Raw genomic sequence first — 26,518 nt, 5'->3', positions numbered from 1 at the left:
GCTTCCGGCAAAAAATAACAGGAGGTCCTTAGTATGAAGTCCCTGGCGTTTTTCTTGGTTCTGGCGTCGGCGCTTTCGGCGTCGGCCGCGGTTTTTTCTCCTAGTTCCGTCGAAGTCAAATTTTCTTATAGCACTGAGTTTACAACGACAGACACCTCGGATGCAGTCACACTTTCCGACCTCCACGCCCAACATCTTTTCGGATACATGCAATCACCTACTATGGTGGGCTTTTACGGTATCAATGCCGACACCCCCGGAATTGGCGCCCCGAAGTTCCCTTTAGCTTACGAGATCTTGAAGAATCGCAGGTCTGCCGGCGTTCGCACCATAGCCTACAAAGTCGACGGTGTGATGCTCTTGAATAAAAATATGGCCAAAAAAATTCTAGAAACAGGATCGTGGAAAATCACTCTGCCCAGCGATCTTGATAATTTCTATGAAGAGAAATGCACGGACGAGCATTACACAAGCTTCGGCGACTTCTGGTACTTCTATGACCCTTTCCGCGAAGGCTGCGAGTTCCTTCGACAAGCGCCCATGGCAAAAACCGTGAACATAAAAGTCACCGCTTTGAAAAATGCTTCACCTGAAACGGATGCTGCTTTAGACAAACTTCGAGGAGATAACGGCAACGGTGACCTTTTTGAAATCACAACAATCAATGGTTACGCAGACAGCGCGAAAGACCCTGAAGATGAAGGCCGCACGGCTTTTGAAGAAATGAATCAATGGCTGCGCCAAGCTGGTTTTACCGAGAAAATCGTAGCTCGTTATCAAAACCGTCCCATTCACCAGTTCACAAAAACTTTAAGAAAGGCCGATGGCTCTGAAATCCAAGTTCGCATCACTCGCCTTCTTGCTGAAACCGCAGTCGCCAGTAAAAACGTCACATTCGCAAAATTTTTTAAACACGCAATTGAAAACGCAGATGTTATTATCTATGCCGGTCACTCTGGCTTGGGGGGCAACTTAGACATTGGCTCTTTGGAAGAAAAAGCCGGTGGTTTTGACTTCAATCCGCGCAAACATCAAATCTTTTTCTTTGATGGATGCTCGAGCTACTCATATTACTTAACAATGTTTGAAGAGCAAAAGTCCAAGGGCAAAATTGACATTCTGACAAATGGTCTTTCAAGCTACTTTGGTTACGAGACGCCGGTTCACAAGGTTCTTTTTAAACATCTTTTCCGCGTGAACGCGACGCCGACCTGGGGCGAGATCTTAAAAGATATGGAAAAGCCCTTAGAAGGCATGACCTTTATGCTTAACGTTGGTTCTCTTTAATCCAAGCATCCAAAGCACTGCGATCTTTCCATTCGATGGACTCTACAGATTTCGCAGTGCTGACCACCGCAAATTGCGTTTGCGCTCTGCGGGACTGTCGCAGTAAAAGCCCTAATGTCGCCGCATACACTTCTGGATTTTCTGTGGGAAGAACATGCCCCACGTTCTGTACCAAGATCACTCGTACCGGCTTACCAGTCGCCAAATATCTTTTTAAGACTTCCACCTGGTTTTTCAAACGTTCCGGATTTTCATTTTCTGCAAAAACAAAATCGCGAGTCCTTTGTTCTGAATGAAAATCCCACTTCGTAAAATCGAAGTCTTCAGCGGCCCGAGCGATTGTGACATAGCCTTTTTTAATATCGCTCACACGAGGATTTTCACCATAGAAATCACTGTCCGCCGATAAATTTTTGTCGACAGTTTTATGCCAATGAGAAGTGTAAGCCTGATCGCGGAATTGACGAATCCAAAAGGGCGCCATAAAGGGATTTAATTTGAACCAAGATTCCCAAAGTTCTGCTGTTTTCGCAGCATCAGGATCGCTTTCCGTTGGCACGGCCATTGGAACAGTTTCAATAATATGTGGAAACTCTTTGGCATCGAGATAAGCACCTACTGACGACGTATACGATAAAGTTACCGGCACAGCTCTTAAAATACCTAGCGCGTGCACGAGCTCCGAAACATCGTTTGCAAAGTCTGGTGAGCGAACAGAGCTATCATAAGTGAAGTAAGGACTCTCAGAGAGTTTTAAGCCCTGGATGGATTTCGGATGCGCCGGTAAAGATGGAAGAAGTAGATTCCAACCCTGTTGGATCAATAGTCGTACAGACGTGTCGTTTGAAGAAAGGCCGCGGTTCACTCCCGGCAAAAGGATCAGCGTCGGGGCACTGGGAGAAACTTCAACATACTCGTAGGCCAGCACTTTGCCAGGACCCAACGGAAGATAGTGAACTTCAGCAAAAGAAACAGCAGAGACGAACAAAATAGCAAACGCCAGCAGCCCGGTTTTCATATTAATTTCCTTCGAAAAAAAATGACGACACCAAGACCTGCTTAGCACTGCCTTTTTTTGAAAGCAAAAAGAATGTCCAGAGTTAATACTCTAACGAATGCCTTCGGCCACCACAGAGGGTTTCAGGCCAGGAAAGTTTCTTCTATCACGCGCAGCCTGAGCTTCTTCATCAGTGGCAAGGCGGTAATCAAATCGATTTTTCGTATCGCCAAAACCTAATGTCGCTAGCGTGTTTTCTTTAGCCAAGTGATTATAAAAACCCGTGAAGAAGTCGAAGCGGCCGCGCCCTGTGATAGCACCGCCCGAGTCACGCACGATCACGAAGCCATCATGAATTTCTCCATTGGGAAGAATCGCATCCACTAAACGCGGAATAAAAATAACATCACCCACTTTGTGATAACTCAAGTCGGCCGCAACAGAGAAATAGGGATCCAAACAATCACCATAGGCGCCATAACCGAATGGACATGTGGTCAAATCCACTTCAACAAAACGCGGGATACCTTCGATCGTTGAGTGGTAGTTATACGAAGTCATCGTTCCGTCTTTTTGTACGAAACAAGAGCCTTGCATTAAACATTGCTTATAGTCTGATTCACACATAGACGTCAGCGTATCTCCTTGCGGAGTGATCAAATCACGCATATGCGTAAGACTGCATTTATTATTCGACTGAACGATGGTGGGCTTGTAGTAGATCGAAGGAGTGAGTCCAAATCCATCTGAAGATTTTGAAACTGCACAAGAGACGAGGAATAACGGAAGCATCAGCAGTAATGCGACTAATGACTGGGATGATTTCATAACCACAAGGCCTCCGTGTGGCCTTATTTATACCAAAACTTCACCGAAATGGCCGAGTCTCCCGTTGAAAATACATACTCCGCCTGCAAAGCCTTCATGCCTGTCAAAAAAGTAATCAACATGCATCGAAATCGAAAGACAATTTGTAATAAAAAACTGGCTTCAGTCCGAGCAGAAAAAGGCCTGTTTTCGCTTTGATAGAGAACAACTCGTTGCCCGCAAAATAGGGATACGCTATCACTGAAAGACAAGGGCATTAAAAAGGGTTCATGACTTTACGTTTAAGGATTTTTTTATTCAACCTCATCTCGGTCTTTCTGGCGACTTTCGTTGTAGCTTTGATTGGCCTAAAGATCGTAGAGTCCACGGTCATTGATAGCACCTACGAACGCCTGACCCAAATCCGCATCAGCAAAACCACAGCAATTGAGAACTACTTTCGCGATCTTCAAACCGCGATCAATCTTATTTCATCGCACGAACAAACCGACGATCTGATGCTAGATACAAATATGGAATCCCATCCAGAGTTCCGTCGTCTTCTGGATAACTATGTTTTGGATTTTAATATCTACGACATGGCATTGGTAAACCCTAAAGGTGTCGTCGTCTATACCACTCGCAAAGATATCGAAGACGGTATTTCTATTCTTCGAGACACTCATGGCACGAACAAACTGAAAGATCTGTTTCAGTGGGGCATGAAAGCTCAAGAAGGTTCGACCTTGTTTCTTGATTTCGACAAAGATGCCGTCAGCCCGAGTTCGGCGACGGGTTTTGTTGCAGCACCCATTTTTCGCCGTAACACGGTCGTCGGCGTTTTGATTTTAAAAATTTCAATTTCGGAAATCGATCGAATCACCAGCGACAATTTTGCCTGGGCTACTCACGGCATGGGACAAACTGGTGAGACCTTGATCTATGGTGAAGACTGGAGTTTACGAAACACCGGGCGCTTCCGTGTGGAGGGTGGTCAAGGATCCAAAAGCTCCGAAGCCGAAATTCTTTCCTCCAACCGCGGCGACGAAGATATCAAAAAGATTGAAAACTTAAGTGAAGTGCGCGAGCTGGGCACAGACTACCGCGGTCAAAAAGTCATCCGCTCTATCGGAAAAATTTATCTTCCCAACGGAGAACTTTGGTACATCCAAACAAAAATCGATGAAAGTGAAGCTTTTGCCGTCTTGGACCGTATCGCTATTGCATCTAGTGCCGCTGCGGTGTTGATCTTCATTCTTTTCTTCTTTGCCACTTTTGCCGCTACCGGAAAAGTTGTCGAACCTATTCAACTTCTGACGGACCGCTTGGAAAAATTAGGAACGTCGAACTTAACTCAGAAGATCAATTATAACTCCAAAGACGAAATCGGTCTTCTAGTCAGCAAGTACAATCAGTTGGCGGACCGTCTGGAAACGACGACAGTATCAAAAGAATTCCTAGACAGCGTGATCCAGTCCATCAAAGCCTTCCTTTTCATCGTACGCGTGACTCATCACGATGATTGGCGCCAAAGCTCCTATGTCGTTTCCCAAGCCAACGAATCCGCGATGAATCTACTTGGAATTACTCCCAGCCAGCTTTCACATATCGATTTAAAAACGCTGGTTCACGCACAGCCAGAATTTAGCAACTACAACTGGCTTTTACATACACGGCACAGTATTGAAGCCGAAATCGTGAATGCAGAAGACCGCCGTATTCCGATTTTGATGAACTGGGCGGCGTTGCCTGGTCGCACGGGAAAAGATCTTACTTTTGTTTTTGTTTGTACTGATATTACCGACCGTATCACCGCAGAAAACGCATTGATTGAAGCTCGGGAAGCGGCGGTGAAAGCCTCGCAGGCGAAGTCCGAGTTTTTGGCTCGTATGAGTCACGAGATCCGCACCCCTTTGAATGCCATCATCGGCATCACGGACATCCTGACCGAATCAGATCTGAAACCCGAACAGGAACAACTGGTTCGAGTTTGCGCCAATGCCGGTGAAAATCTTTTGGCCCTTATTAACGACATTTTGGATATCTCTAAAATCGAAGCCCGCGAAGTTCGTCTAGAAAAGATTGCTTTTGATCTTCAGGCCACCACCAACAATATCTGTGACATCTTGAAACAGAAGGCCGCTGAAAAAAATCTGCGCTTTAATTTAGAAATGCATTTGGATAGCGCCGCTTCTCGCCTGGTCGTAGGCGATCCCACTCGCTTAAGACAGATTCTTTTCAACTTGATTGGAAATGCGATCAAGTTCACTCAGCAAGGGCAAATCACGGTGACTGTGGATTTTGAAGACGAAACGAAAAAATATGTCCGTTTTGGAATCAAAGATACCGGCACTGGAATTCCTTTAGACAAGCAACATCTGTTATTCCAAAACTTCGTTCAAGCGGACAGCTCGATCACTCGTAAGTTCGGTGGCAGTGGTTTAGGTCTGACAATCTCAAAGAACCTTGTCGAGTTGATGGGCGGCCGCATTTGGTTTGAAAGTGAAGAAGGCGCCGGAAGTGCTTTCTTCTTTACTATTCCATTTATTCCTGCAGAGCCAGGAGTCGAAGCTGCACCCGCCGCACTCGCCGCACCAACCCCTCCGCCGCCTGAGGAAAAGGATCTGACGCGCAACTCGCGCATTTTGGTGGTCGATGACACCGAAGACAACCGATTCTTGTTATTAACATATCTTAAAAAACTGCCTTTTGAAGTGGTTCAGGCGGAAAACGGCCTCCAAGCTGTTGAGAAAGTTTTCTCTGAACCTTTTGATCTTATTCTAATGGATATTCAAATGCCCGTGATGGACGGTTATGCCGCCACTCGAAAGATTCGTCAGTGGGAAGCCGAAACACATCGCAAGCCCATTCCTATCATCGCCGTCAGTGCCAATGCGATGGCTGAAGACGTACAAAAATCTTTGGACGCTGGTTGCTCAGAGCACGTAACAAAACCGATTAAGAAATCTTATTTAATAGATATGATTCAGCGGTACACGGTTTAAGACTGCAACTGCCCGTTGCGAATCTTTGAAACCTTATTAGCCAACACTTCCACGTCACGTTGATCGTGGGTCACCAGTAACGCCGGAATTTTTTCCACTTCGATCACACGCTTTAATAACTTACGGCTTTCCTCTCGAAGTTCTTGATCCAAGGCCGAAAACGGCTCGTCCAAAAGCAACAGCCTAGGTTCGCCGACGATGGCGCGAGCTATGGCCACACGCTGTTTTTCCCCGCCCGAAAGAACCGACGCCTTTCTTTGTAAGAAGCCTTCCATTTGCATGACTTCATTCAGTTCTTTCATGCGGGCGGCTACCTTGCGTGAGTCGACACTGCGAGCTCTGGCAGCAAAAAGAATATTTTCTTCAGCCGTCATATGCGGGAAAAGATCTAAAGTTTGAAAGACCACACCCAATCTTTTATCAGGGGTTTTTAACTTCGCAAGATCGACCCCCTGAAACGTCCACTTCATTCCCGGACACTCTTCAAGGCCTAATAGGATACGGAATACCGACGTCTTTCCAGAACCTGACGGCCCCCATAACACGGTCACGCCATGATCCAGGATTTCCCAACGATCGATGTCGATTTTAAAATCGCCATAATCACGGTGCAAATTTTCGACGTAGGACACGACTTCCCCCCACACAGATGAAAAAACACAGCAGTCCCGCTAGAATAATTAAACTGCTCAACACAATGGCTTGATTCAAACGGTAGCCCGACATCAGAGTTTCGGTCATCATCGCGATGCTAAGGTCCCGATGCGCAAGTATTCTCGATACTGCGAAATCTCCGCAAGCCCAAATGGAAGCAATCCCTGCCAACAACCCAGCGCGAGCCGACAGTTGCGGAAAAAGAATTTCTTTAAATATCTGACTGCGTGAAGCCCCCATGGCATAAGCGACTGTAATCTGGGATTGCAAAGCATGAAGCTCCCCGTCCCAACCCATACGAAAGAGGCTATTAAGACTTAACAAAGTAAGAGCAATAGGAATTTTGATAAATGGATAAAAACCTTCATTGGGACCGATCAAAAGAAGACTGAAGCAAGCTAAAGACGTTGAGGGTGCGACATAACCGTTCAGGAATTTTTCGAACCATGCTTTCGGCCAACAATAAGCAATCAGCATCAGTCCCGCATAACAAAGTACACCGACAGTAACTCCTAAAGCCATGCTGCCTAAAAAGTTCCAAAAAAGAGCTGACTGTAATTCGTAAAAATTGGTGATCAATGCCAAGCCCGAAAAGAATCCTTGCAGATATCCAAAAAGATACATGAAGGAAAGACCGACAATGATGAAAACTCCGCTGAACGACTTGATAAGGTTCAAATTGGCTTCACGCGTGACGTGAGCTCCTTTTCCTCGACTGGCTATGAAGGACAAAGCGAAGATGAAGGTGGATTGCAGAAAGGCTAAAAGAACGGCATCTCCCCAATTGTTGGAAAGACGGATTTTTTCATAAATTAATACTTCCACTGTCGTTCCTTTGCCCCCACCGACAATAAGGGGGACGGCAAAGCTTCCGAAGCAGACGACGAAAATGAAAAGACCTAAAAGCCAAAAATCTTTTTTTAAAAATGGCAAAAGTCCGCGAGTAAGAAACTGCCATCGGCTGGAGCCTTCTACATAGGCAAGCTCGATCATTCCACCCATCTTGTTTTCAATAATTCCAGCTAACAATACCGCGACCAATCCAAAGTTCATCAAGGTGTGAATCAAGACAATACCAGTCACACCCATAGGAAAAGGATCAACGACGTTTAAGGTGGAAAGTAGAATGAATATCGGCGGCAGAAAATTTGGGAGCAGACAGAAAATTTCTAAAACGAAACGCAGCTTCTTATAGGGACCGGAATTGAGCGAAAGCAGGCCCAAGCTCACCCAAAAACCGATAATCAGTGCCAACACCGCAGAAAAGAAGGCTTGAATAAAACTATTCTTAAAGGCCCACAAAAGTTCACCGGTGTCAGGCCATTGAGTAATACGAAACTGCGTTAGCAAAAAAAGAAACGGAAAAAGTAAAAATATAACGACGCTAAAACGAAGCGCATTTCTCAAGTTCAATTGAGTTCGCTCCTACGAATTTCCGTCCAGCGTTTCAAAAGACGATCGACTTCGGATGACGAAAGAATTTCGACTTGCTCTATAGTTTTTACGTTAACCAAAGGGGCAAAGGCCGTGTCTTCCATCACGCCTTTCATCACCGGAAACATGTAGTTTTTTTCCATGATGATGCGCTGACCTTCTTGTGACAGCATCAAATTCACGAATTTTTCAGCCAAGTCACAGTGACGACAAAAATCCGGAATGCCCACAAACTCAAACTGCACTGGCAAAGGTTCATTAAACGGAAGCGCGATGTAGTCGCTCTTTTTTTCTTCCATTTCATGGTACAACGGCGAAGTCACGTAAGAGTACACAAGCTTCGTTTGCTTGTTGGTGAAAAGGCCATAAGCCGTGGACCACGTCGGTGAAAAGCTATGCACTTGACCCATCAGCTTCTGCAAGAACTTAAAGCCTTCCTCTTCTCCTTTTGAGCGGACCACCCAATACAGAAACTGCATCCCCGGTGAACTTGTTCTTGGATCTTGCAAAGCAATACGCTTAGAAAGTTCTGGAGCTAACAAGTCATCTAAGCTTGAAGGCAAACGTGTCAATTCGTCTTTGCGGGCAATAAATGTCAAAGCACCCCAGTCATAGGGAACAAAAAAACTATTCGCTAAAGCAGGACGAACAGAATCATAAACGTCCAACTGGCCCAGGCTGAGTTTCCGCCACGGCTGTTCCGCAACGGCTTTGGAGATATCAAATTGGTCTAAGCCGACGACAACGTCAGCCCCCAGGCTTTCACCTTCGATTTTAAGTCGTTGTAAAAGAATTCCAGAGTCACTGCCTTCAATGAATTCCACTTTGCACTTACAGTTTTTTTCAAAGGCTTCTTTTAATAGTGGTCCCGGACCCCAGCGCCCCGTGAAAGAGGCGTATCCAAACACACGCAATGTGGGCAGAGAACTCGTGCTTCCTCCCTGATCTGTCTTATTTAAAACAGCCAAGAAAAGCCCCAGAAAAATAACAGCTAAGAAAAAGACAAAATGTTTCACTCTACCACCATAATCCGCGGCGACGTTTGAAGAAGTAGTAATCAAAACCTAAGCAGCGACCTGCGCCGACCCAGGCAAGAATCAAATGAATGGCTAAGAATGTTTTATAGAGATCTTCCGTTGCGGGACCCGAAACAAAAAGCATCGTCACGCACAACAAAACTCCTAATAAAGCCACAGGGCGAACCACGTAACCAACGATGTAGGAAATCGCAACCGCAAACTCCAAGCCTAAAATAATAAAGGCCACGGTCTGCCAGTTGGGAATCATCTGACTGCTCGCAAAGATTTTGAACCAGTTCGGAGCATGGCTTGCAGGCAACCACTCCGCCATTTGATCGGCGATTCGCGGACGAGTTAAAAAATCACCGCGATACTTCACCATGGCTTGTTCTAAATAGTAATAACCTAAGAAAATTCTTAAGAAAGAAATAGGTAAAAGATGGCCTACGTATTTAACGCTCTCAAAAAATGCAACCAACATGAACACATTGTGAACTAGACACCCTTCTTAGGGCAAGTCTCCTCTAGAAAGCAGTGACTGCAATCAGGTTTTCTCGCCTTACAGATAGCCCGACCATGAGAGATCAGATAGTGAGAGAACATCACCCAATCTTCTTCGGGCACATGTTTTACCAGTTCTTTTTCAATCAACACAGCATTGTCCGTCTGAGTCCAACCCAAGCGATAAGATAACCGCGTCACATGAGTATCAACGACGATACCGCTAGCGATCCCAAAAGCATTCCCAAGAACCACGTTCGCCGTTTTACGACCCACGCCGGGAAGCTCGACCAAAGCCTCGAGGTTTTGTGGGATCTCGGACTTATGTTTTTCTGTCAGCTGAATCGCCGCCTGCTTTAGATTGTTCGCTTTGTTTTTAAAAAAACCTGTAGAACGAATAAGTTGTTCAATGTCTTCAACCGGAGCCTTGGCCATTTTTTGCGGCGTCGGGTATTTCTTAAATAGCGCCGGGGTCACCATATTTACACGCTCATCCGTGCACTGAGCAGATAAGACCGTGGCCACCAAGAGCTCAAAAGGATTGGTAAAATTTAAAGCACAGTGAGCATCCGGATAATATCTTTTAAACAGGGCTAGGGTGGCTAGCAGGGGGGCGGCTTTTTTAGCAGAAGAAGCCTTTTTTGAAGCCGGTGCTTTGGCAGCTTTGACCGGCTTTTTTACGGTCTTTTTATTGGTCACCGTCATTACCGATAGCTTCTACAGGACAACCTTCCATCGCCTCTTTACATAGAGCTTCTTCTTCCGGAGATTCGGGTTGCTTGCTTACGAAGGCATGGCCATCTTCTTCATGCATAGAAAAATTCTTAGGAGCGGTCAGAACGCAGGCGTCACAAGCAATACAAGATTGATCCACGAAAATCTTGCCTGGTTTATTCTCTTTCCATTGCTGACTCTTATCGGCCATGAGGTCTCCTAAATATGCGACCTTAATATAAAACTTTTGACCTTGATGTCAAACCCCGTTCCCGACTTGGGTCGCATTTTTCACGACGTCCTTTGTTGAATGCTGGGGTCCTGGCCTTTTTACAGATATTCTAGAGAGGAAATTAAAGGAGAGTTCATGGAAGGACCTCGCTCGCCGTCAGAAAACGAATTGCCTCGTGTTTTAGATTTTTTGAACAAAAAGTTGCGCAATGAAGCCTCCTGGTCGATTGCTGCGGAATATCCCACAGCCTTTTCATCTAACAACTTGCACAATATGCGCATTATAGCTGATGAAGATCAGGTTTTATCGCATGCCGTATTGAAACCTCTTATTATTAAGTCCCCACACGTGATTTTTAAGGTCGGGGCCATTGGCTCTGTCGTGACGGACGATAACCACCGCGGACAGGGCTATAGCACTCAAGTTATTTCTGACTGCTTAAAATCCGCGACTGACCAGTCTTGTGATATCGCCATTCTTTGGACAGATCTTTTCGACTTTTACCGTCGTATGGGATTTGAACTTGCCGGCAGTGAGATCAGCTTTGTGGTCGAAGAAAACTTCGATGTTCCGCCAATAAACTTGCGTTTTTCTACAGACACTAAGGTTTCTCCTGATGCTATTTATCGTCTGTATTCTTCACATTCCGTGAACTCCGTGCGCACGATCGAAGAGACACGAAAATTCCTTTCGATTCCGCAAACAAAAGTCTACACCGCGTGGGAATCTAACGGTCAGTTGGCAGCCTACGCTATCGAAGGTAAAGGAGTGGACTTAGGCGGCTATATTCATGAATGGGGCGGATCTGTTTCGAAACTGATGGCTCTTTTCAGCTTTATTCGCGCGCAAAAAAATCAACCTTACACGATCATTTGCCCACGACATGCAACAAACCTGATTCAACAGTTACAACAAAAACCAGTGACAATGAATCAGGGCTTTTTAGGCATGATTAAGCTTGTGAACTTTGACCAGCTATCAGCAAAAATCAAACGCGCTTTCCGCGCCGAAGGTGTCGCTGACATCGTTCTTGAAAAACACCCTGAACACTTTGTCTTCGGCATTGGTCAGGATCTTTACACAATTAAAAATGAAACCGACATGGTTCGTCTTCTTTTCGGTCCCGTCGACTATCGAGCGTTGGGCATTTTCAAAGACGAAACGGTCGAAAAATTCGAAAAAGTATTACCACTAAACCTCTGGATTTGGGGCTGGGATTCAATATGATTTCATGGAAACACGGATTATTATCGCTGCTAGTTCTAAGCAGTGTTGTCTCTTGTATTAAAGAACCTTTAGAAGAAACGGAAACTCCAGCAACGGTCGCCGAAGTTCAAGATTCTTTGGCAACAGCCTGGGGCCAGGCGGATCCGTTGACCATGGCTAAAAATGATTTTCTGTTTCAGGAAACCGAGCAAACGCTCGAGAACAATCCTCAGCCTTTTTATGTTTTGCAGGAAGCCGTCACTATCTACAACAAAGAAGAAAAAGATGACGAATGGCTTTATACCTATATCTATGCGACCAAAGCCTTCAAAGGTAATGAGGAGGGACCTCAATCCTCGCGCGAGACCACACGTTCTGTCGCAAAATTAGATGCCTCTATCGCGAATGCTCAAAGAGTTATGAGTTATCAACCTGAATTAAAAACCATGGCTGACGACAATCAAATGGTTTTGGGCTTCGAACGCCTTTATGGTTTGGCTTACGCCTGCGAAAAATCCGATGCCTTGGATAAGTATTGCAAAGAAGACCTCCAGGTCGATAGCTGCGACATCACTTGTTCCAACCTCAAGGTGGAAGAAGAAATGCGTCCCGTTCCGGATCTGATTAAAGCTCAACCTAACTGCGGTGGTTTTGAAAACTGTACGATTAAAACAAAAAAAGTCTCTTTCAATTGGACAATCGCGTTGAAACGCGGCGAAACCGTGGAAAAGCAGAAGGTGAATTACTGGGTGACTTTGAGTCCTGACATGCCTTTCTTTTCGCGCATGCAGGAATATTGCTATCGTCAGCTTTACCCGATTCAGAGCCAAAAAGTTTTGGTGACGACTTGTACAAAATTAAAAAATTTTAAAAGAGGAACTCCTTAAGGCACACAGTCCTAATCGGCCTCGATTCATTGCCAAGAGTTCTAAATGACAGTACTCTAAAACCTCCCTTGCAGGAGGTTTTTTTATGAAAAAGATCGCCGTTGTTCTTTCCGGATGCGGGTATCTTGATGGCAGCGAAATCACAGAGGCTGTCAGTTTACTTATTGCTCTTAATCAAGCGGGTGCCGAAGTCAGTTGCTTTGCGCCAGATACAGAAATCCCTGCGATGGATCACTTAGCAGGACAAGCATCGGGCGACAAACGCCGACTGCTTGTTGAAGCCGCTCGCATTGCTCGTGGCCAGGTGCAAGCTTTAGACAAACTTCAAACTAAAGACTTCGATGCCATCGCCTTCCCTGGCGGCTATGGAGCTGCGAAAAATCTTTGTAACTGGGCCGAAAAAGGTGCGAAGTGTGATGTTAACCCCGAAGTAAAACGTGTGATCACCGAATTCCATGCAGCAAGCAAACCTATCGGCGCGATTTGCATCGCTCCGGTTTTGTTGGCGCGTGTTTTAGGTGATAAAAAAATCACGATCACTATCGGTGACGACAAAGAAACAGCTGCAGAAATTCAAAAAACCGGTGCGGTTCACGAAGAATGTCCCGTGGATGACTACATCACTGATCGTGAAGGTAAAATAGTCACGACTCCGGCCTACATGTATGACGATGCAAAGCCAAACGAAGTCTTTAAGGGAATTTTTGGTCTGGCGCACGAACTAGTTGAATGGGCTTAATTTAGGAATTGGATAATAAAAATGAAAAAAACAGTCGCTCTTATCTTTGGTGGAAAATCTGCAGAGCACGAAGTTTCTCTTCGCTCTGCTAAAAATGTTGCGGATGCTTTGGATAAAGATCAATTCACTCCCATCTTGATCGGTCTGAGTAAAGAAGGAAGCTGGTATCGCTTCCCCGACATGTCTTTATTCACACAAGCAACAAAGATCGTGGACTCGTTACTTCCGGCAAACGCTGAACCTGTGGCTTTGATTTCCTTCCAGGGAAAACCTGTTCTTTATTCTTTGAAAGATCATTCTAAAACTCCAATTGATGTCGCCTTCCCTATTATGCATGGAACCATGGGTGAAGATGGAACGATTCAAGGTCTATTTAAAATGGTGCAAGTGCCTTTCGTAGGCTGTGGAGTTTGGTCATCGGCTGCGGGTATGGATAAAGAAGTGATGAAAAGACTTTTCGTCGCCGCTCAAATTCCTAATGCCCGCTATATGCTTTTAACACCGTTTCAGAAAAACAACTACGACGACATCGTAGCTAAATTGGGAAGCCCTTTCTTTATTAAACCCGCGAATGCAGGTTCTTCCGTCGGCGTTCATAAAATTAAATCAGCCACTGACTTTGAGACGAAACTGAAAGACGCCTTCCAATTCGATACCAAAGTTTTAGCCGAAGAATTCATCCAAGGACGCGAAATCGAATGTTCGGTGATGGGACATAATCATGCACCCCAAGCCTCCTTACCGGGGGAGATCATCCCACAGCACGAATTTTATTCTTATGAAGCTAAGTACATTGACGACAATGGGGCCTTGTTAAAAATCCCCGCTGAAATTTCCCAAGAAACCTTGGGAAAACTACAGGATTTAGCTAAGAAGACTTACCAAGCAATGGGTTGCGATGGTTTGACTCGTGTGGACTTCTTTTTAAAACAAAACGGCGAGTTGTTCATAAATGAAATCAACACTATTCCGGGCTTTACGAAGATCTCGATGTACCCGAAAATGTGGGAAGCCACGGGTGTATCGTATAAAGAATTGATTACAAAACTGATTCAATTCGGTCTTGAAAAGCACGCAGCGGAACAAAAACTTAAAACCTCTTACTTAGATTAAGCGGTTGCAATCAATCTGTCTAAAAGACCTTCAAAATGAAGGTCTTTTCATCTCATGTCCTGTAAATCCGAAAGTGTTTTTTGTTTACTAATGTTATAAATTTCCGATAAGTATTACATGGGACTTCGACGCTTTTGGAAATATATGTCTGTATCTAATAAGCTGTATGCCGTGATCGGCGTTATGGCTTTGCTCATCGCCTTGGAATTATTCTCTCTCTATTTTGCCATGAACACGCTTTCATCAGTGCGTAGTTTTGTAACGGGCGAAAGCTTGTGGTCCAAAGCGCAAAAAGATGCCGTCATCAGTTTGCATAAATACGCACGCATGCGTGATCCCAAATTCTATCAGTCATTCCGTGAAAATTTAGAGATCCCGCTGGGAGACAGCAAAGCCCGTCGTTCTTTAGAGCAGGTTCCACCGGATCTGGATGGAGCTTATCAAGGTTTTCTTCAAGGTAAAATTCATGAAGATGATATCCCGGGTGTCATCACTCTGATGAAGTTTCATGACTTCCACTATATGAAAGAAGCTATTCGGATCTGGCGCGAAGGTGACGACCTGACGAATGAGCTAATTTCTTACGGTGAAAGTCTGCATCAATTGATCGTAAACAATGCTTCCGAGAAACAGCTGATCCAAACCCTAGATAAAATTGACGAACTGAACGATCGACTGACGGTTTTGGAAGGCAACTTCTCTTACACCTTGGGGGAAGGTTCACGTTGGTTAGAAAAAGTATTATTGATCACTTTATTATTCGCCGTTTTGATCGTTGAAGGCACAAGCTTGATCTTGACGATCGTGACCAGCAGAAATATTTCAAAAGGCTTAAAAGAGATCAACACGGCCGCAAAGAAAATTGGTGAAGGTCAATTTAATGTCGAAGTACCCGTTCGTTCTGGCGACGAAATCGGTCAACTGGCAGAGTCTTTAAATAAAATGGCTTTCGATTTGCGCCACAGCATCGGCGAACGAAGACAAGCCGAACAAGCCAGTCAGCTGAAGAGTCTGTTTTTGGCAAATATGAGTCATGAGATTCGCACGCCCTTGGCGGCGATTATCGGCTTTTCAGATCTGCTTAAAGACTCACAGCTTTCCGAAGCCGAAAGGCTGCAATATTTAAACATCATTCAACGTACGGGTGAAAACCTCACTCGCATCATCAATGACATTTTGGATCTATCGAAAGTAGAAGCAGGACACTTAGAGATTGAACAGAGTTCGTTTTCTCTTTCTACGCTGCTTGATGATATTCATGTCTTAATGGTGGCGCGCGCTCACGGAAAGCCTATTCACATCGAGTTCAATCGTCGAGGCATTGTTCCCGACACGATCACAACCGACCCTTTGCGCTTAAGACAAGTGCTTACAAATATTTTAGGCAATGCGATTAAGTTCACCGATCAAGGCTACGTGCGGATGACTTATGAAGTTTCCGGATCGAATCTTCTGTTCACTATTAAAGATACGGGCGTGGGCATTTCGGCAGAGAAACGCTCGTTGCTTTTCCAACCTTTCAGTCAGGTCGACAGCTCTGTCTCTCGAAAGTATGAAGGAACGGGATTGGGCTTGGTGCTATCACGCAAGTTGGCCGAGATGATGGGCGGAACAGTACTTCTGGAAGAAAGTGAAGCCGGAAAAGGAAGCACCTTTACCATTCGCATCAGTTTGGATCCTGCAAGCACGTCGCAGAAAGGTTTCCAACTACCAAAGAAAGATTTTATCCACGCAAAACAGCTTTCAGAAACTTCAATTCTTTTAGTGGATGATGTCGAAGACAATCGTCTTTTGATACAGCGAATGTTAAGCAAGCGAGGCGCCAAGTTGACTTTAGCTACGAACGGCGAAGAAGGTCTGAATAAAGCGCTGAATGAAAATTACGATATCATCTTAATGGATATTCAAATGCCGATCATGGACGGTTACACGGCTACGAAAAAGTTACGTCAGGCGGGATATAAAAAACCGATCATCGCTCTGACCGCCCACGCGATGAAGGATGATCGGGAAAGATGTTTAGAGGCTGGCTGCACGGACTATTTAACAAAGCCCGTGCATGTCGATGCGCTTGTCCAAACTATTTTAAGTCACGCGCCTATCGAAGAAGAATTGAGTTAGATGCAGTTCGCGCCGGATTCGTTCACGGCGCACACAGATTCTTGAATGCCGTCCTGACCATCGGGACCAGGCTTTCCTTGAGGACCTTCAGGGCCTTGACTGCCAGCTCCCACTCGAGGCTTCTTGCGATTAATGGAATCTCCACCGTCGCCGCCTTGGCCGCCTTTGCCACCGACGCCACCAGGCCCACCCTTGCCAACCAAACGATAAATTTTTGGCTGAAACTCACTCTTAGATTTAATTTCAAGACTTAAAGTTCCAGTATTTCCACCACGGTGACCTTGCAGCCCTTGATATCCTGGCAATCCTTGTCCGCCTGGATCGGGTGTGCATGCCTCTCGGATGTTTCCATTCACGCATAAGCCCGAGTTGGCGTCTTTTCCCTTTTTTCCTTTCAAAGCAAGATCGGGATCCTTGCCGGGATGACCTTGTCCACCATTCTCACCGCGAAGAACGATGTTCAATAAGCCTTCTGCATTGGTAGCGATGAGGGCGATGTGCCCACCGTGACGGCCTTCGTGCCCTAAAGGGGCCACTTGTTCTTCAGGAAAAGTTAAAATATGTCCTTCTTCGGAAATCAGTTCTTCTGCTTTCAAGGTCACCGCATGACCCATTGTAAAAAGACGGCCCTCTGCGGAAAATGTGATCTTTTGAAACTGAAGTGAATAAGTTTGCACATCCCTTGAAAGCCCTTCGTTGGCGATCAGTGCTTCCATTTCTTGTTTCGTACGAAACCCACCTTTATAGAGATAAAGATCTTGGTTCACGACTAAATCCGAAAACTTCCGCTCGATCATTTTGGGAGCAGGAGTCGCCGGAGGAGCGACTCCTACCTCTTTATCTTTAACCTCAACGCAACCCCAGAGCGGAATAAGAGCGGCGAACAACATCAATTTGGAAATTTTATGTTTCATATTTATTTCTCCTTCGGTGCTCGCATTATCCAAAATGGAGGCCGGACAAGAAGTGAATGGAAGCTAACGAGCGTCCGATGTCCGGACGTTGGCCTGTGAACAGGTTTTGCAGTGAATGAGTTTTGCTCCAGGATGGAGCCTTTGCCAGCACGTAAGCGAAGAACTCGAAGGACGAGACAACATGGAATACAGCAAGATCAATTATTTTGAAAAAACAGACTCTCCAAAACATCGTGAGTTTATAATTTCCCAAAACAATTGCATACTTTGCGGCACTGTACTTGAACTAAAACACATCGCAGACCGATCCACAGGTGAGATCACAGAAGAAGCATTCTGTACTCAATGCGAAGTGAAAACGCGCAACAAAACCCACATTTTAAACTAAAGGGCTTGTCAATTTTCCAACACCTGATTTCGTCAGAGTCTTGACGACGTTAGGTCCCCGCCAATTTTTTTACATCCGAATAAAAAGAACCATTCCAAGACATGTCGAGATTGCCAAAGCTCGACTGTTTGTGCCCGAAGATCGTGGTAGTTTCACCATTCATCCAAGAATTCACCCAAACATGGGCCGTGTCTAAAGCCGCAGCAACCTTCATCACTTTTTCCGCGGGTCCCCACACCACTGAGGAGTGAGCGACATAAGAAGTGTTGGCCCACTTTTGAATTTCATGCTGATATTTCACCGGCGTGATCAACAAAAGAGGTCCATGCAGTTCATCCTGTTGTAAGATGCTGCAATTAGGAAGATCCAACATCACCGTGGGTTTGTAAAAATAGCCCGCGCCTTCGGCTTTTCCGCCCACAAAAACTTTACCGTGCTCTGAAACGCCAAATTTAATTTTTTCATCGATGCCTGAAACAGAATTCTGTGAAATCAAGGGTGTCCAGGATTCATTGCCGCGAGGATCTTTCAGAGGCTTGAGATCAGCAAAATAGTTCTTCACTGCCTCTAAAAAATCAGGAGCAAACGATTCCAAGACAAACAAACGAGATATATTCCAGCACATCTGTCCTTGCCCCATTAAAAAGGGACGAAGAATTTCGGGAAGAAGATTCTTATAATCCGTGTCGGCCAAAATAGCGGATGGATTTTTAGCCCCGCCACTTAACTGTAATTTTTTGAACTGCGGCAAAGCCGTTTTTGCAATGGCTTCTAACGTAGAAGTTTTTCCCGCAGCGGTTACGGCGCGAATGCTGGGGTGACCGGCAATGATTTGCGCGACCTCAGCATTTCCCTGTAAAAGGTTGATAACGCCTGCGGGAATCTGAGCTTTTTGCAAAGCTTCGCCCAAAACTTTTACCGTGATGGGAGAATGCTCAGAAACTTTGACAAGAACCACATTGCCTGCCGCGAGTGCCGGTGCAAGTCTTTCTACGATCAAACGTAAAGAACAGCTCCAAGCGGTGATGATACCGACAATGCCTGAGGGCTGAAAAAGCTTTTGAGGATCTTGCGATTGCAAAAGGCTTTCGGCAGTCTCTTGCAAGATGCGAATGGAAACTTCGACGCTGTTCTTTAATACGAAAGCATGAGGTAACCCCTGATGAAGGGCTTCTTCGTAAGCAATGTGATCGGCATCCTCTTGAAGAGCCTGCGCAAGTGATCTTAGATAAGTCGCTCTTTGTTCTAAGGAACTGTCTTTGAAACTTGTCGCGGCTTTTTTGGCGATCTGTAAAGCTTTAATGACATCCATTGCATCCGAAGATGAAACTTGAGCCAAGACTTCGCCAGTAAAGGGATTGAATTTAGAAAACGTGTTTTTACTTTCGGCAGGGATGAACTCCCCGCCAATAAAGTTCGAAAGTTCCAAGAAAAGAATCCTAGTATAAGTTTTGGTTTCGATACTGCATCAGATGATGCGCCAACATCTCTGCCTTAAGTATCTCATCCGCCACTCCTAATTCAATGGCTTTCTGTGGGCCATACGGGAATTGTGCCTCATCTGGGTGCTGCACCACAGTGGCACCGCCTTTTTTCTGCACCTCAATAAGACCATCTACGCCGTCAGCGCCGAAGCCTCCCAATAAAACCGCATAAACGCCTTTCGAATAAGACAGCGCGGCAGATTGGAAAAGAACATTGGCCGAAGGTAGCTGCGACGAAACAGGCGTGCCCTTGGCGATATTTAGCACCGGCCCCGTTCCACCGGTCTGAATTTTTCCGTGATGTTCGGCAGGAATAAAATAGACGTGACCCATTCTTAAAAACTCTCCGTCTTTTGCAAGAATAGGAGTCACTTTCGAACCTTGTTTTAACTTACTAATAAAAGCTGTCGCGAAATTCGCGACGGTGCTGCACGCAACCACGACGGGAGGTGTGTCGGCGGCCAAATTTTTCACAAATTTTTCTACGGCATCCGCACTGCCCGCATTGCCACCCAAAACAACAACTTTTAGTTCAGCCGCTTTTCGCACATTCATTTTTACAGGCGCTGTCGTCTTAATTTCAACAACGGGCGGAGTTTCTTTTAATCTCTTCAACACATTCACCGAGGCTGCTGCCCGCACCTTATCCACCAGCATTGCGGCAAGATCTTTTAGAACAGCGGGATCAAACTGCGAAGGTTTGTGAACGAATTCAACTGCGCCCAGTTCTAAAGATTTCAGTGCCGCTTCACCCGTGCTTGCCAATGAAGAAACCATGACGACAGGAATCGGATGATGTTTCATCAGTTTTTCCAAGAACATCACGCCAGACATCTTCGGCATCTCAATATCTAAGGTGATCACGTCAGGCTTCTTACTAAGAATCATTTCGCGAGCCTGGTAAGGATCTGCGGCAGAGCCTACGACTTCCAAACCACTTTTCGTAAATATATTCGTGAAAAGAGTACGCACCGTTGCCGAATCATCAACAACGAGCACTTTCACGTTTTTCGCTATAGACAAGGGTCTGAAGCCAGATACGTCCACAGGTTTATCCACAGAACCCGTGTCGCGAGGCGAGTTATGAATCACTTCAAATGTGGAAGTATTCATTTTAATGGTGCGAGCATTTTCACCGGCGACATTGCGTTCGATGATCGGGATGTTGAATTCGCGCATCAGTTGCTCAGCGATTTCAATGTTGCGTTTACCAATGCCGTCGCCAAGTTGTGAAACACTGATGACGTTCCCGCCACCGTAAATTTTAGCCTGCATCCGGCTGCGATTGGCACCCAAGCGAACGCACTCTTCAATGAGTTGAGGAATCGCGTAGCTGCCATAGCGGCTATTCTGACTTTCCTCTGGCAGACCTTCAGGCAAAAGATAGTGATTCAAACCGCCAATTTTTGTCGTGGGATCAAATATCGCAACGGCGACACAGGAACCCAGCAAGGTTGAAATCACGGTTTCTTCTTTAAAGGCTGCTAATTTTCCAGGAAACAAATAATGTGTATTCATCATGCCACCAGTTTTTCAAGATCTAGAATCATGATGCTCTTGTTACCTTTAATAAAAAATTTCGACACAAAGGCAGTCTGAATAACCGTAGAATGGCTTTCGACATTCAACAGTTCAGATTCTTTTAAGCTCATCAAGTCATCGGTTTCAGTCACCTGCAAAGAAAAGCGAACGCCTTGATGCTCGCAGATAACATAAAAAGTGTTTTTAATTTCAGAATGATTAAAGCCGTGATCGTGAAAGCTGATCACGGGAACAGCTTCACCACGAAAAGGGATCACGCCCATAAGGCCGTCTTTTTTATCCGGCAAGGGATACAGTGGAATCTGACTGCTGATCTCGACGACATTGAGCAATGGAATCGCGAAGTCCTGATTTCCCCAACGGCAATGAAGAAGCTGAACGTCTTGTCGAAGCTCTGCCGAAAGTGCAAAGCGCACGGGATGGTCCGCGGTATCTGCCTTTTCCTGAATCAACGCTTCCGCATAGGCCTTCAGTGTTTTAAGGGATTTGATCAGCTCTCGGGGTTCTTTAAAACTTTGAGTGCGCTCTTCAAATAATTCCAACCATTGAGAAAAATGCACGAACTCATTCGTTTTCGCGTCGACCGCCCAAGCGCGAGTTTGCTCGCCCACTTCGTTACGAATACGACGTAACGTCGACTCATCAGTTAAATCAATGAATTTGTCGGCCTCTTTGCAGACGCTATCAAGGAAATAGGCTTTCAGCTCGGCCGTAAAGTCATCACTAAAGAAGTCACTCATGCGGCCTCCTGCATAGTCTCGAGCTGAAATAAAAATTGAATCATCTTTTCTGGGTCGACAATGTAAGTAACTTTTTCGTCCGCTAAAATAGAAACGCCTTTAAAGCCTTTCTGTTCTTTGACGATATTGCCGAAGCCTTTTACAACCAGATCCGTTTGCGCCTCAATGCGATCAACCAGAAGAGCGAATACACCTTCTTTGACTCTAATAAATACGGCCGAGGAACCACGAACCAAATCTTCTGCTGCCGATACATGATGGTTTAAGATCTCGTGATAATTTAATAACGGAACCGTCAATCCACTGAACTGACAGAAACGCAGATGATTCACCGTCGTCATTTGCAGTTCTTGACAAGAACTGATGTGAGCCACCGAAGTCAATGGCACCGCTAAACGGAAGTCACTCCAAGAGCACAGTAACGCACTTTCCACCATAATGTGTTGAGGCACTGGAATTTCAAGGCGGAAAGAGGCACCCTGACCTGGCGTATTCTCTATGCGGATCTTTCCTTGATATTTTTCGACGATGGCAAATACTATATCCATGCCGACGCCTCGGCCCGAGATCGTCGTGACTTTGTCTTTTGTCGAAAATCCGGCGTGAAAGATAAATTTATATATCTGTTCATCCGAAAGCTGCGAAACTTCAGCTTCAGAGACCAGAGCATTTTTCAGTGCTCGTTGAAGAATGCGTTCTTTATCCAGACCCTTACCATCGTCTTTAAAGGACAGATGAATGGTGTTATTTTTTTCTTCAATTTCAAGAGTTAGGTTTCCAATCGGAGATTTGCCTTGAAGAGCCCGCTCAAATTGATCCTCGATACCGTGGTCAATAGAGTTTCGGGCGATGTGTACCAGGGCTTCATAAAGATCTTGTCCCAAGCCCTTATCGATCATCAGGTCCCCACCCAGGATTTCCAGCTGAACGTTTTTATTCAGCTCTGTCGAGGCCTGACGTACAAGCAATTGCAACGACTTAAAGCTTTCGCTGGCTTTTTCTTTTCGAACACTTTGCACCTGGTGCTGAAACTGATCACTGATCTTATTCAAGTTCTGAGAAAAATCCGCTTGGCGTCTTTCAAACAATTCTGGTTGCAAACGGAAGTTCACCGTTTGGTTCATCATCTGAAAGAAGTTCTTCAGAACCAAAAGTTCTCCGGAAAGGCGCAAAAATTCATTCAATTGATTTAGCGACAACCACACGCCTTGTTCATCAGCACTCATTCCCTGGCTTGTCGGACGGGACTTATGAGTTTTTGCGACTGCGGTCCCCGCCTCACTGAGTGAGTCAAAGCTACCGTAGCTCGCAATAAGTTCAATCGCCTCGCTGAGTTCTTCGGGATACAGTTCACTTTTGTCCCGCAAGGCCTGAGCTAAAACTTTCATGATACGCGAACTCTTCAGAAATAGATCAATGCACTCTTTGGTGACGGTGTGATTTTCGCGTTTAATTCGAGTTAAAAGAGCTTCAAATTCGTGCGCTAAAGAACCTAGTAGTTGCCCCCCAGGCACGGCACCCACGCTGCCCTTGATGGTATGCACTTTTCTGAACAACACATTGATCTGATCTTGATCTGAAGGCGCGTCTTCCAGCTTTAAGATTTGCGCGTCGAGTTCTTCAAGAATCTCTTTGGATTCTTCAAAAAAGACGCGAGAGACTTCTTCCACTTGCGCGAAGTCGATCAGAACGACAGAGTCATCCTGTCCCGGATTTCCGTTAATATTATTTTCGTCAGACATGAATTGAAAATTCCCGCTTTCCGCAAGTGTGTGAAGTCTTAGGAATTTATCGGAATATTCAGTATTTAAGTTAGGATTGCAGAGAATATTTTTAAGACTGTTACGGATAAAACATAATCTAGAAAAGCTCAGAAATAGAAAGAGCGACTCTTTCGAGTCGCTCTAAGGTTTAAGAATTCTTTCGAATCCTAGGCGAAGGCCCTGGGGTTTCTAAGAAACCGCCACCTCCGCCTTGGTTATGTCACATGTATTAACCATAAGCACCACCTCCTTACCAGCCCCAATAGAAGCTTGATATCGATGGTACTATAACAAGATTGAAAACTTCCACTACGTCCTGGTCCAGATTTTCTGAACCAGTCATAATGAAACACTTCCTAAAGTGAACGAATAAATTGAATCAAAGCGGAGCGGTCCGCTTTGGGAAGATTTACGAATTTGTTTTTCGAGTATTCGCCTTCACCGCCGTGCCATAGAATCGCTTCTTCAACCGTACGAGCACGACCGTCGTGTAAGAATCCCGCGCGCGGATTGATAGTGTGTGTGTGACCCATGCCCCATAGGGGACGAGTTTTCCATTGGCGTCCATTCGCATCGAAGTCTTGGCGTCCATCAGCCAATCCCTCGCCCATGTCATGCAAAAGCATGTCGGTATAAGGATAGATCTTTTGGTTGCTGAAAGCGGTGATTTTATGAGGACCCGTCACAAAGCTAGGCTGGTGACAGCTTGTGCAGCTGACTTGATGAAAGATCTGCGCGCCACGAACCACTTCGGCCTCTGTCACGTTACGACGTGAGGGCACCGCCAAAGTTTGAGAGTAAAATACCAGATCATTAGCGACTTGATCGCTAGCTTCCAAAGGAGCAGGCACTGTTGGATCTTGAACAAAGGATTCAAATAGCGCTGTACCGAAAATACTTTCCATCGGAAAAGCATAATTCGTAACACCAATGTCACCACGAAGAGCGCCTAAGGATTGATGCAAAACTGAGGGTGTATTGTTCTTTAAACCAAAGCGTCCCATCGACACTGGATATGGATCGTTTGCCATAGCTTTTTCAATATCAAACACCCAATTCACGGTGCCCTTCACGCCTTCAGCGGAAAGATCGCGAGCGGCCAACGCCAGAATGTCTGATTCTTTAATAGCTTCAAGAAGTCCCAAGCCGATCATCGGAGTTCCCATGCGCGGACTTGTTTTTACGTCTTTTTCATACAAGCGACTTTTCGTTTCACCGGTCACGGAGTCAAAATATTCATCATAAGCGGCCGTGATTTTAAAGACAGGCTTACGAAGTTGCACAGCTGTGCCATCAGGGTAAGTGAATGTACTTTTCTCGTACTTCATCCAAACTTGCGCTTGGCCTGCACCGGGAAGATCTTTACGGACTCCCATAGAGCCTAAGTGGAAAAGTTGATCGGAAAAACCGGGAACCGCAACCGGAGCACCCCAGTGGTTCTCTGCAGTTTTAGGACGTTGGATGCCGTCCTCGATACTGATGCGCAAAAAGATAGATTCGTTTTGACGAAGTTGCACCCACTCTTGCCCGGGAAGAATCACCGGCAGAGCACCACGTCCATCTTTGGAGTGACAGGCATTACAACTTGTATTGTTAAATACTGGGCCCAAACCGTGATCAAAACGGCTGGCATCGTCGGAAAAATTTCTTTCAAAAAGAGCATCGCCCGTCAAGTGACGTGCGATTTCCTCTTCAGTCAGATTCGTCGCAGGATTGCGGAAAGCCCGGATGGATTCCCCTTTTATCATGATCGTCGTGTCGCCACCGGATTTAACCGCGTGAACATAGTCCATATCGACAGAAGGAGCCGCATAAGCAACTCCTCCGACGAAGATATTAAAAGCTGAAAGTAGGATCCAGGCTTTCATAGGAATCTCCAAATTACATGTCTAGTGTTGGAAGAACTTCGTTTTCCATTGTTGCGTGAAGAGCATTCAAAGCGTCGATAGCTTTTTGAGCACGAGCGCGGCCGTCATGAGTGAAGATCGCTTGACCGAAGTCACCACCACCCGCAGGACGGATAGCTTGGATCAACTGCATGCAGTTCAAGATTTCGCCTTCAACACGAGCTGCCAACGCCGCATCCACTCTTTCAACCAAAGCTTTTACGCCCGGGCCTTTAGTGCTTCTGTAGTGACCAGTGTAGATGCTGTACACAGAACGGATGTTGTTTGTGAAGTCATTCAAAGAGTTCCAAGAGAACGGAGACTCAACCAATGCCATGTTTGCAGAGTTGATATCCGCACCCATTGGGTCAGACATTTTACCGTTAGCAACTTCATCAAGAATACCCATCATGCCTTGAACGAACTCTTCCATAACTGCTCTGTCAGAAGAGTAGAATGGATTGTCGAAACCAGGGTTGCTGATAACTTGAACGTAACCTGGAGCTGATGGATTTTCCGGATCGTAATTTTTAGTCCAAGAATGCGCCAAGTAAGCAGTGTGTTCAGCCAACAACGCTGTTGTTGCTTTCAAGTACTCGAACTGTTTTGCAGTTAAAGCAGAAGCTGGTTTTGTGTTTGCTGATTTACCATCACCGAACAAAAGATATTCGATAGTGTGGAAACCTTGAAGATTTGTTCCCAAAGCGCGTACGAAATCAGTTGTGATAGCGCGGTTTGATTTCAAAACAGAATCAAGATCCAAGATGTTCAATGGCCAAGTATCCAATAGAGGATCGATACCCAAAGAATCTACCGGACCGAACAAGAAAGCTTCAGAGCTCTCCCAAGGAATACGAGTCGCGCGCCAAGCATCTTGAGCTTTTGCAAGATTGGCTTCTGTTGGATTTGCTGCCAACGTGTTCACGGCTGCATTTAAGTTTGCCGCTTGTGAAGCAAGGTCGTTGTAGGTTGCAAGAATCACATTGTAAGAAACGTGATTAATGATCTCTTGGTTTGTTGCCGCTTGAGCTGTTGCGCCTACGAAGGCCAAAGCTGCAGCCATTAATTTCAAAGCTTTCATGAGC

General features: G+C 45.5%; 22 protein-coding genes. 7 read left to right on the top strand and 15 right to left on the bottom strand.

The genetic code is table 11. The annotated features are described in order from the left end of the window. Positions 1-33: 33 nt before the first annotated feature. Positions 34-1,287 carry a hypothetical protein gene (locus ACLWBD_RS02665; RefSeq protein ID WP_413569439.1) on the top strand — a complete coding sequence of 418 codons (1,254 nt, stop codon included), beginning with the start codon at positions 34-36 and terminating at the stop codon, positions 1,285-1,287. On the opposite strand, the gene ACLWBD_RS02660 is transcribed toward ACLWBD_RS02665, so the two are convergent. Together ACLWBD_RS02660 and ACLWBD_RS02655 are read right to left on the bottom strand one after the other, a co-directional pair. Further along, positions 1,268-2,305, bottom strand: coding sequence for an alpha/beta fold hydrolase (locus tag ACLWBD_RS02660; protein ID WP_413569438.1), 1,038 nt, complete (start codon positions 2,303-2,305; stop codon positions 1,268-1,270). The two genes, ACLWBD_RS02665 and ACLWBD_RS02660, sit on opposite strands and share 20 nt — an antisense overlap. A gap of 90 nt (positions 2,306-2,395) precedes the next feature. Beyond that, positions 2,396-3,112 (bottom strand): 3D domain-containing protein, encoded by a 717-nt coding sequence (locus ACLWBD_RS02655; RefSeq protein WP_063206319.1) that lies wholly within the window; start codon positions 3,110-3,112, stop codon positions 2,396-2,398. A gap of 269 nt (positions 3,113-3,381) precedes the next feature. On the opposite strand from ACLWBD_RS02655, the gene ACLWBD_RS02650 reads away from it, so the two are divergent. After that, a complete protein-coding gene (locus ACLWBD_RS02650) occupies positions 3,382-6,096 on the top strand; it encodes an ATP-binding protein (RefSeq protein WP_413569437.1) in 2,715 nt (904 codons plus the stop codon). On the opposite strand, the gene ACLWBD_RS02645 is transcribed toward ACLWBD_RS02650, so the two are convergent. The 6 genes from ACLWBD_RS02645 to ACLWBD_RS02620 are packed head-to-tail and all read right to left on the bottom strand — an operon-like array spanning position 6,093 to position 10,629. Continuing rightward, positions 6,093-6,728, bottom strand: a complete 636-nt coding sequence (locus ACLWBD_RS02645) for an ATP-binding cassette domain-containing protein (protein ID WP_413569436.1) — start codon at positions 6,726-6,728, stop codon at positions 6,093-6,095. The genes ACLWBD_RS02650 and ACLWBD_RS02645 overlap by 4 nt on opposite strands. Next, positions 6,700-8,100, bottom strand: a complete 1,401-nt coding sequence (locus tag ACLWBD_RS02640) for an iron ABC transporter permease (RefSeq protein ID WP_413569435.1) — start codon at positions 8,098-8,100, stop codon at positions 6,700-6,702. Before ACLWBD_RS02640 ends, ACLWBD_RS02645 begins: the two co-directional genes overlap by 29 nt. Positions 8,101-8,159: 59 nt before the next feature. After that, entirely contained in the window at positions 8,160-9,200 is a 1,041-nt protein-coding gene (locus ACLWBD_RS02635; RefSeq protein WP_063206314.1) for a thiamine ABC transporter substrate-binding protein, read from the bottom strand. A gap of 1 nt (position 9,201) precedes the next feature. Continuing rightward, positions 9,202-9,684: a DoxX family membrane protein gene (locus ACLWBD_RS02630; protein ID WP_063206313.1), complete on the bottom strand. Its 483-nt coding sequence runs from the start codon at positions 9,682-9,684 to the stop codon at positions 9,202-9,204. Positions 9,685-9,698: 14 nt separating this feature from the next. Then, positions 9,699-10,409, bottom strand: a complete 711-nt coding sequence (nth, locus tag ACLWBD_RS02625) for an endonuclease III (protein ID WP_063206312.1) — start codon at positions 10,407-10,409, stop codon at positions 9,699-9,701. Next, a complete protein-coding gene (locus ACLWBD_RS02620) occupies positions 10,393-10,629 on the bottom strand; it encodes a ferredoxin (RefSeq protein WP_063206311.1) in 237 nt (78 codons plus the stop codon). The genes nth and ACLWBD_RS02620 overlap by 17 nt, the downstream gene beginning before the upstream one ends. A gap of 156 nt (positions 10,630-10,785) precedes the next feature. Here ACLWBD_RS02620 and ACLWBD_RS02615 point away from each other — a divergent pair, with 156 nt between their 5' ends. The 5 genes from ACLWBD_RS02615 to ACLWBD_RS02595 all read left to right on the top strand — a co-directional run bounded on the left by ACLWBD_RS02615 (position 10,786) and on the right by ACLWBD_RS02595 (position 16,716). Next, entirely contained in the window at positions 10,786-11,877 is a 1,092-nt protein-coding gene (locus tag ACLWBD_RS02615) for a GNAT family N-acetyltransferase (RefSeq protein ID WP_063206310.1), read from the top strand. After that, the gene (locus ACLWBD_RS02610) at positions 11,874-12,743 is read left to right on the top strand and encodes a hypothetical protein (RefSeq protein ID WP_413569433.1); all 870 of its coding nucleotides are present in this window, start codon (positions 11,874-11,876) and stop codon (positions 12,741-12,743) included. Before ACLWBD_RS02615 ends, ACLWBD_RS02610 begins: the two co-directional genes overlap by 4 nt. Positions 12,744-12,828: 85 nt before the next feature. Beyond that, positions 12,829-13,482, top strand: coding sequence for an isoprenoid biosynthesis glyoxalase ElbB (gene elbB, locus ACLWBD_RS02605; protein ID WP_413569432.1), 654 nt, complete (start codon positions 12,829-12,831; stop codon positions 13,480-13,482). A 21-nt stretch (positions 13,483-13,503) separates the two neighbouring features. Continuing rightward, positions 13,504-14,595 carry a D-alanine--D-alanine ligase family protein gene (locus ACLWBD_RS02600; RefSeq protein ID WP_413569431.1) on the top strand — a complete coding sequence of 364 codons (1,092 nt, stop codon included), beginning with the start codon at positions 13,504-13,506 and terminating at the stop codon, positions 14,593-14,595. 144 nt (positions 14,596-14,739) lie between these two features. Further along, positions 14,740-16,716, top strand: coding sequence for a response regulator (locus ACLWBD_RS02595; RefSeq protein ID WP_413569430.1), 1,977 nt, complete (start codon positions 14,740-14,742; stop codon positions 16,714-16,716). Here the strand turns inward: ACLWBD_RS02595 and ACLWBD_RS02590 are convergent. The 7 genes from ACLWBD_RS02590 to ACLWBD_RS02560 form a co-directional block, all read right to left on the bottom strand. After that, positions 16,713-17,630 (bottom strand): hypothetical protein, encoded by a 918-nt coding sequence (locus ACLWBD_RS02590; RefSeq protein WP_413569429.1) that lies wholly within the window; start codon positions 17,628-17,630, stop codon positions 16,713-16,715. The genes ACLWBD_RS02595 and ACLWBD_RS02590 overlap by 4 nt on opposite strands. 437 nt (positions 17,631-18,067) lie before the next feature. Then, positions 18,068-19,447: an aldehyde dehydrogenase family protein gene (locus tag ACLWBD_RS02585; protein ID WP_413569428.1), complete on the bottom strand. Its 1,380-nt coding sequence runs from the start codon at positions 19,445-19,447 to the stop codon at positions 18,068-18,070. A 10-nt stretch (positions 19,448-19,457) separates the two neighbouring features. After that, entirely contained in the window at positions 19,458-21,023 is a 1,566-nt protein-coding gene (locus ACLWBD_RS02580) for a chemotaxis protein CheB (protein WP_063206302.1), read from the bottom strand. After that, the gene (locus tag ACLWBD_RS02575; protein ID WP_063206301.1) at positions 21,020-21,784 is read right to left on the bottom strand and encodes a chemotaxis protein CheW; all 765 of its coding nucleotides are present in this window, start codon (positions 21,782-21,784) and stop codon (positions 21,020-21,022) included. Before ACLWBD_RS02575 ends, ACLWBD_RS02580 begins: the two co-directional genes overlap by 4 nt. Next, a complete protein-coding gene (locus tag ACLWBD_RS02570) occupies positions 21,781-23,526 on the bottom strand; it encodes a chemotaxis protein CheA (protein WP_063206300.1) in 1,746 nt (581 codons plus the stop codon). Before ACLWBD_RS02570 ends, ACLWBD_RS02575 begins: the two co-directional genes overlap by 4 nt. Positions 23,527-23,903: 377 nt before the next feature. After that, the gene (locus tag ACLWBD_RS02565) at positions 23,904-25,415 is read right to left on the bottom strand and encodes a di-heme oxidoredictase family protein (RefSeq protein ID WP_413569426.1); all 1,512 of its coding nucleotides are present in this window, start codon (positions 25,413-25,415) and stop codon (positions 23,904-23,906) included. Positions 25,416-25,428: 13 nt separating this feature from the next. Continuing rightward, on the bottom strand, positions 25,429-26,514 hold the full coding sequence (locus tag ACLWBD_RS02560; protein ID WP_413569425.1) for an imelysin family protein: 1,086 nt from the start codon (positions 26,512-26,514) through the stop codon (positions 25,429-25,431). Positions 26,515-26,518 lie beyond the last annotated feature (4 nt).

The organism is Bdellovibrio sp. HCB117, from assembly GCF_047305915.1.
Lineage (GTDB): Bacteria > Bdellovibrionota > Bdellovibrionia > Bdellovibrionales > Bdellovibrionaceae > Bdellovibrio > Bdellovibrio bacteriovorus_B.
Note: the sequence above shows the minus strand (reverse complement) of the source record. Positions and strands in the feature narration are given on the sequence as shown.

Coding starts and splice junctions, on each gene's coding strand:
- ACLWBD_RS02665 (WP_413569439.1), top strand. CDS start 34: ATGAAGTCCCTGGCGTTTTTCTTGGTTCTGGCGTCGGCGCTTTCGGCG.
- ACLWBD_RS02660 (WP_413569438.1), bottom strand. CDS start 2,305: ATGAAAACCGGGCTGCTGGCGTTTGCTATTTTGTTCGTCTCTGCTGTT.
- ACLWBD_RS02655 (WP_063206319.1), bottom strand. CDS start 3,112: ATGAAATCATCCCAGTCATTAGTCGCATTACTGCTGATGCTTCCGTTA.
- ACLWBD_RS02650 (WP_413569437.1), top strand. CDS start 3,382: ATGACTTTACGTTTAAGGATTTTTTTATTCAACCTCATCTCGGTCTTT.
- ACLWBD_RS02630 (WP_063206313.1), bottom strand. CDS start 9,684: ATGTTGGTTGCATTTTTTGAGAGCGTTAAATACGTAGGCCATCTTTTA.
- nth (WP_063206312.1), bottom strand. CDS start 10,409: ATGACGGTGACCAATAAAAAGACCGTAAAAAAGCCGGTCAAAGCTGCC.
- ACLWBD_RS02620 (WP_063206311.1), bottom strand. CDS start 10,629: ATGGCCGATAAGAGTCAGCAATGGAAAGAGAATAAACCAGGCAAGATT.
- ACLWBD_RS02615 (WP_063206310.1), top strand. CDS start 10,786: ATGGAAGGACCTCGCTCGCCGTCAGAAAACGAATTGCCTCGTGTTTTA.
- ACLWBD_RS02610 (WP_413569433.1), top strand. CDS start 11,874: ATGATTTCATGGAAACACGGATTATTATCGCTGCTAGTTCTAAGCAGT.
- elbB (WP_413569432.1), top strand. CDS start 12,829: ATGAAAAAGATCGCCGTTGTTCTTTCCGGATGCGGGTATCTTGATGGC.
- ACLWBD_RS02600 (WP_413569431.1), top strand. CDS start 13,504: ATGAAAAAAACAGTCGCTCTTATCTTTGGTGGAAAATCTGCAGAGCAC.
- ACLWBD_RS02595 (WP_413569430.1), top strand. CDS start 14,740: ATGTCTGTATCTAATAAGCTGTATGCCGTGATCGGCGTTATGGCTTTG.
- ACLWBD_RS02590 (WP_413569429.1), bottom strand. CDS start 17,630: ATGAAACATAAAATTTCCAAATTGATGTTGTTCGCCGCTCTTATTCCG.
- ACLWBD_RS02580 (WP_063206302.1), bottom strand. CDS start 21,023: ATGATGAATACACATTATTTGTTTCCTGGAAAATTAGCAGCCTTTAAA.
- ACLWBD_RS02575 (WP_063206301.1), bottom strand. CDS start 21,784: ATGAGTGACTTCTTTAGTGATGACTTTACGGCCGAGCTGAAAGCCTAT.
- ACLWBD_RS02570 (WP_063206300.1), bottom strand. CDS start 23,526: ATGTCTGACGAAAATAATATTAACGGAAATCCGGGACAGGATGACTCT.
- ACLWBD_RS02565 (WP_413569426.1), bottom strand. CDS start 25,415: ATGAAAGCCTGGATCCTACTTTCAGCTTTTAATATCTTCGTCGGAGGA.
- ACLWBD_RS02560 (WP_413569425.1), bottom strand. CDS start 26,514: ATGAAAGCTTTGAAATTAATGGCTGCAGCTTTGGCCTTCGTAGGCGCA.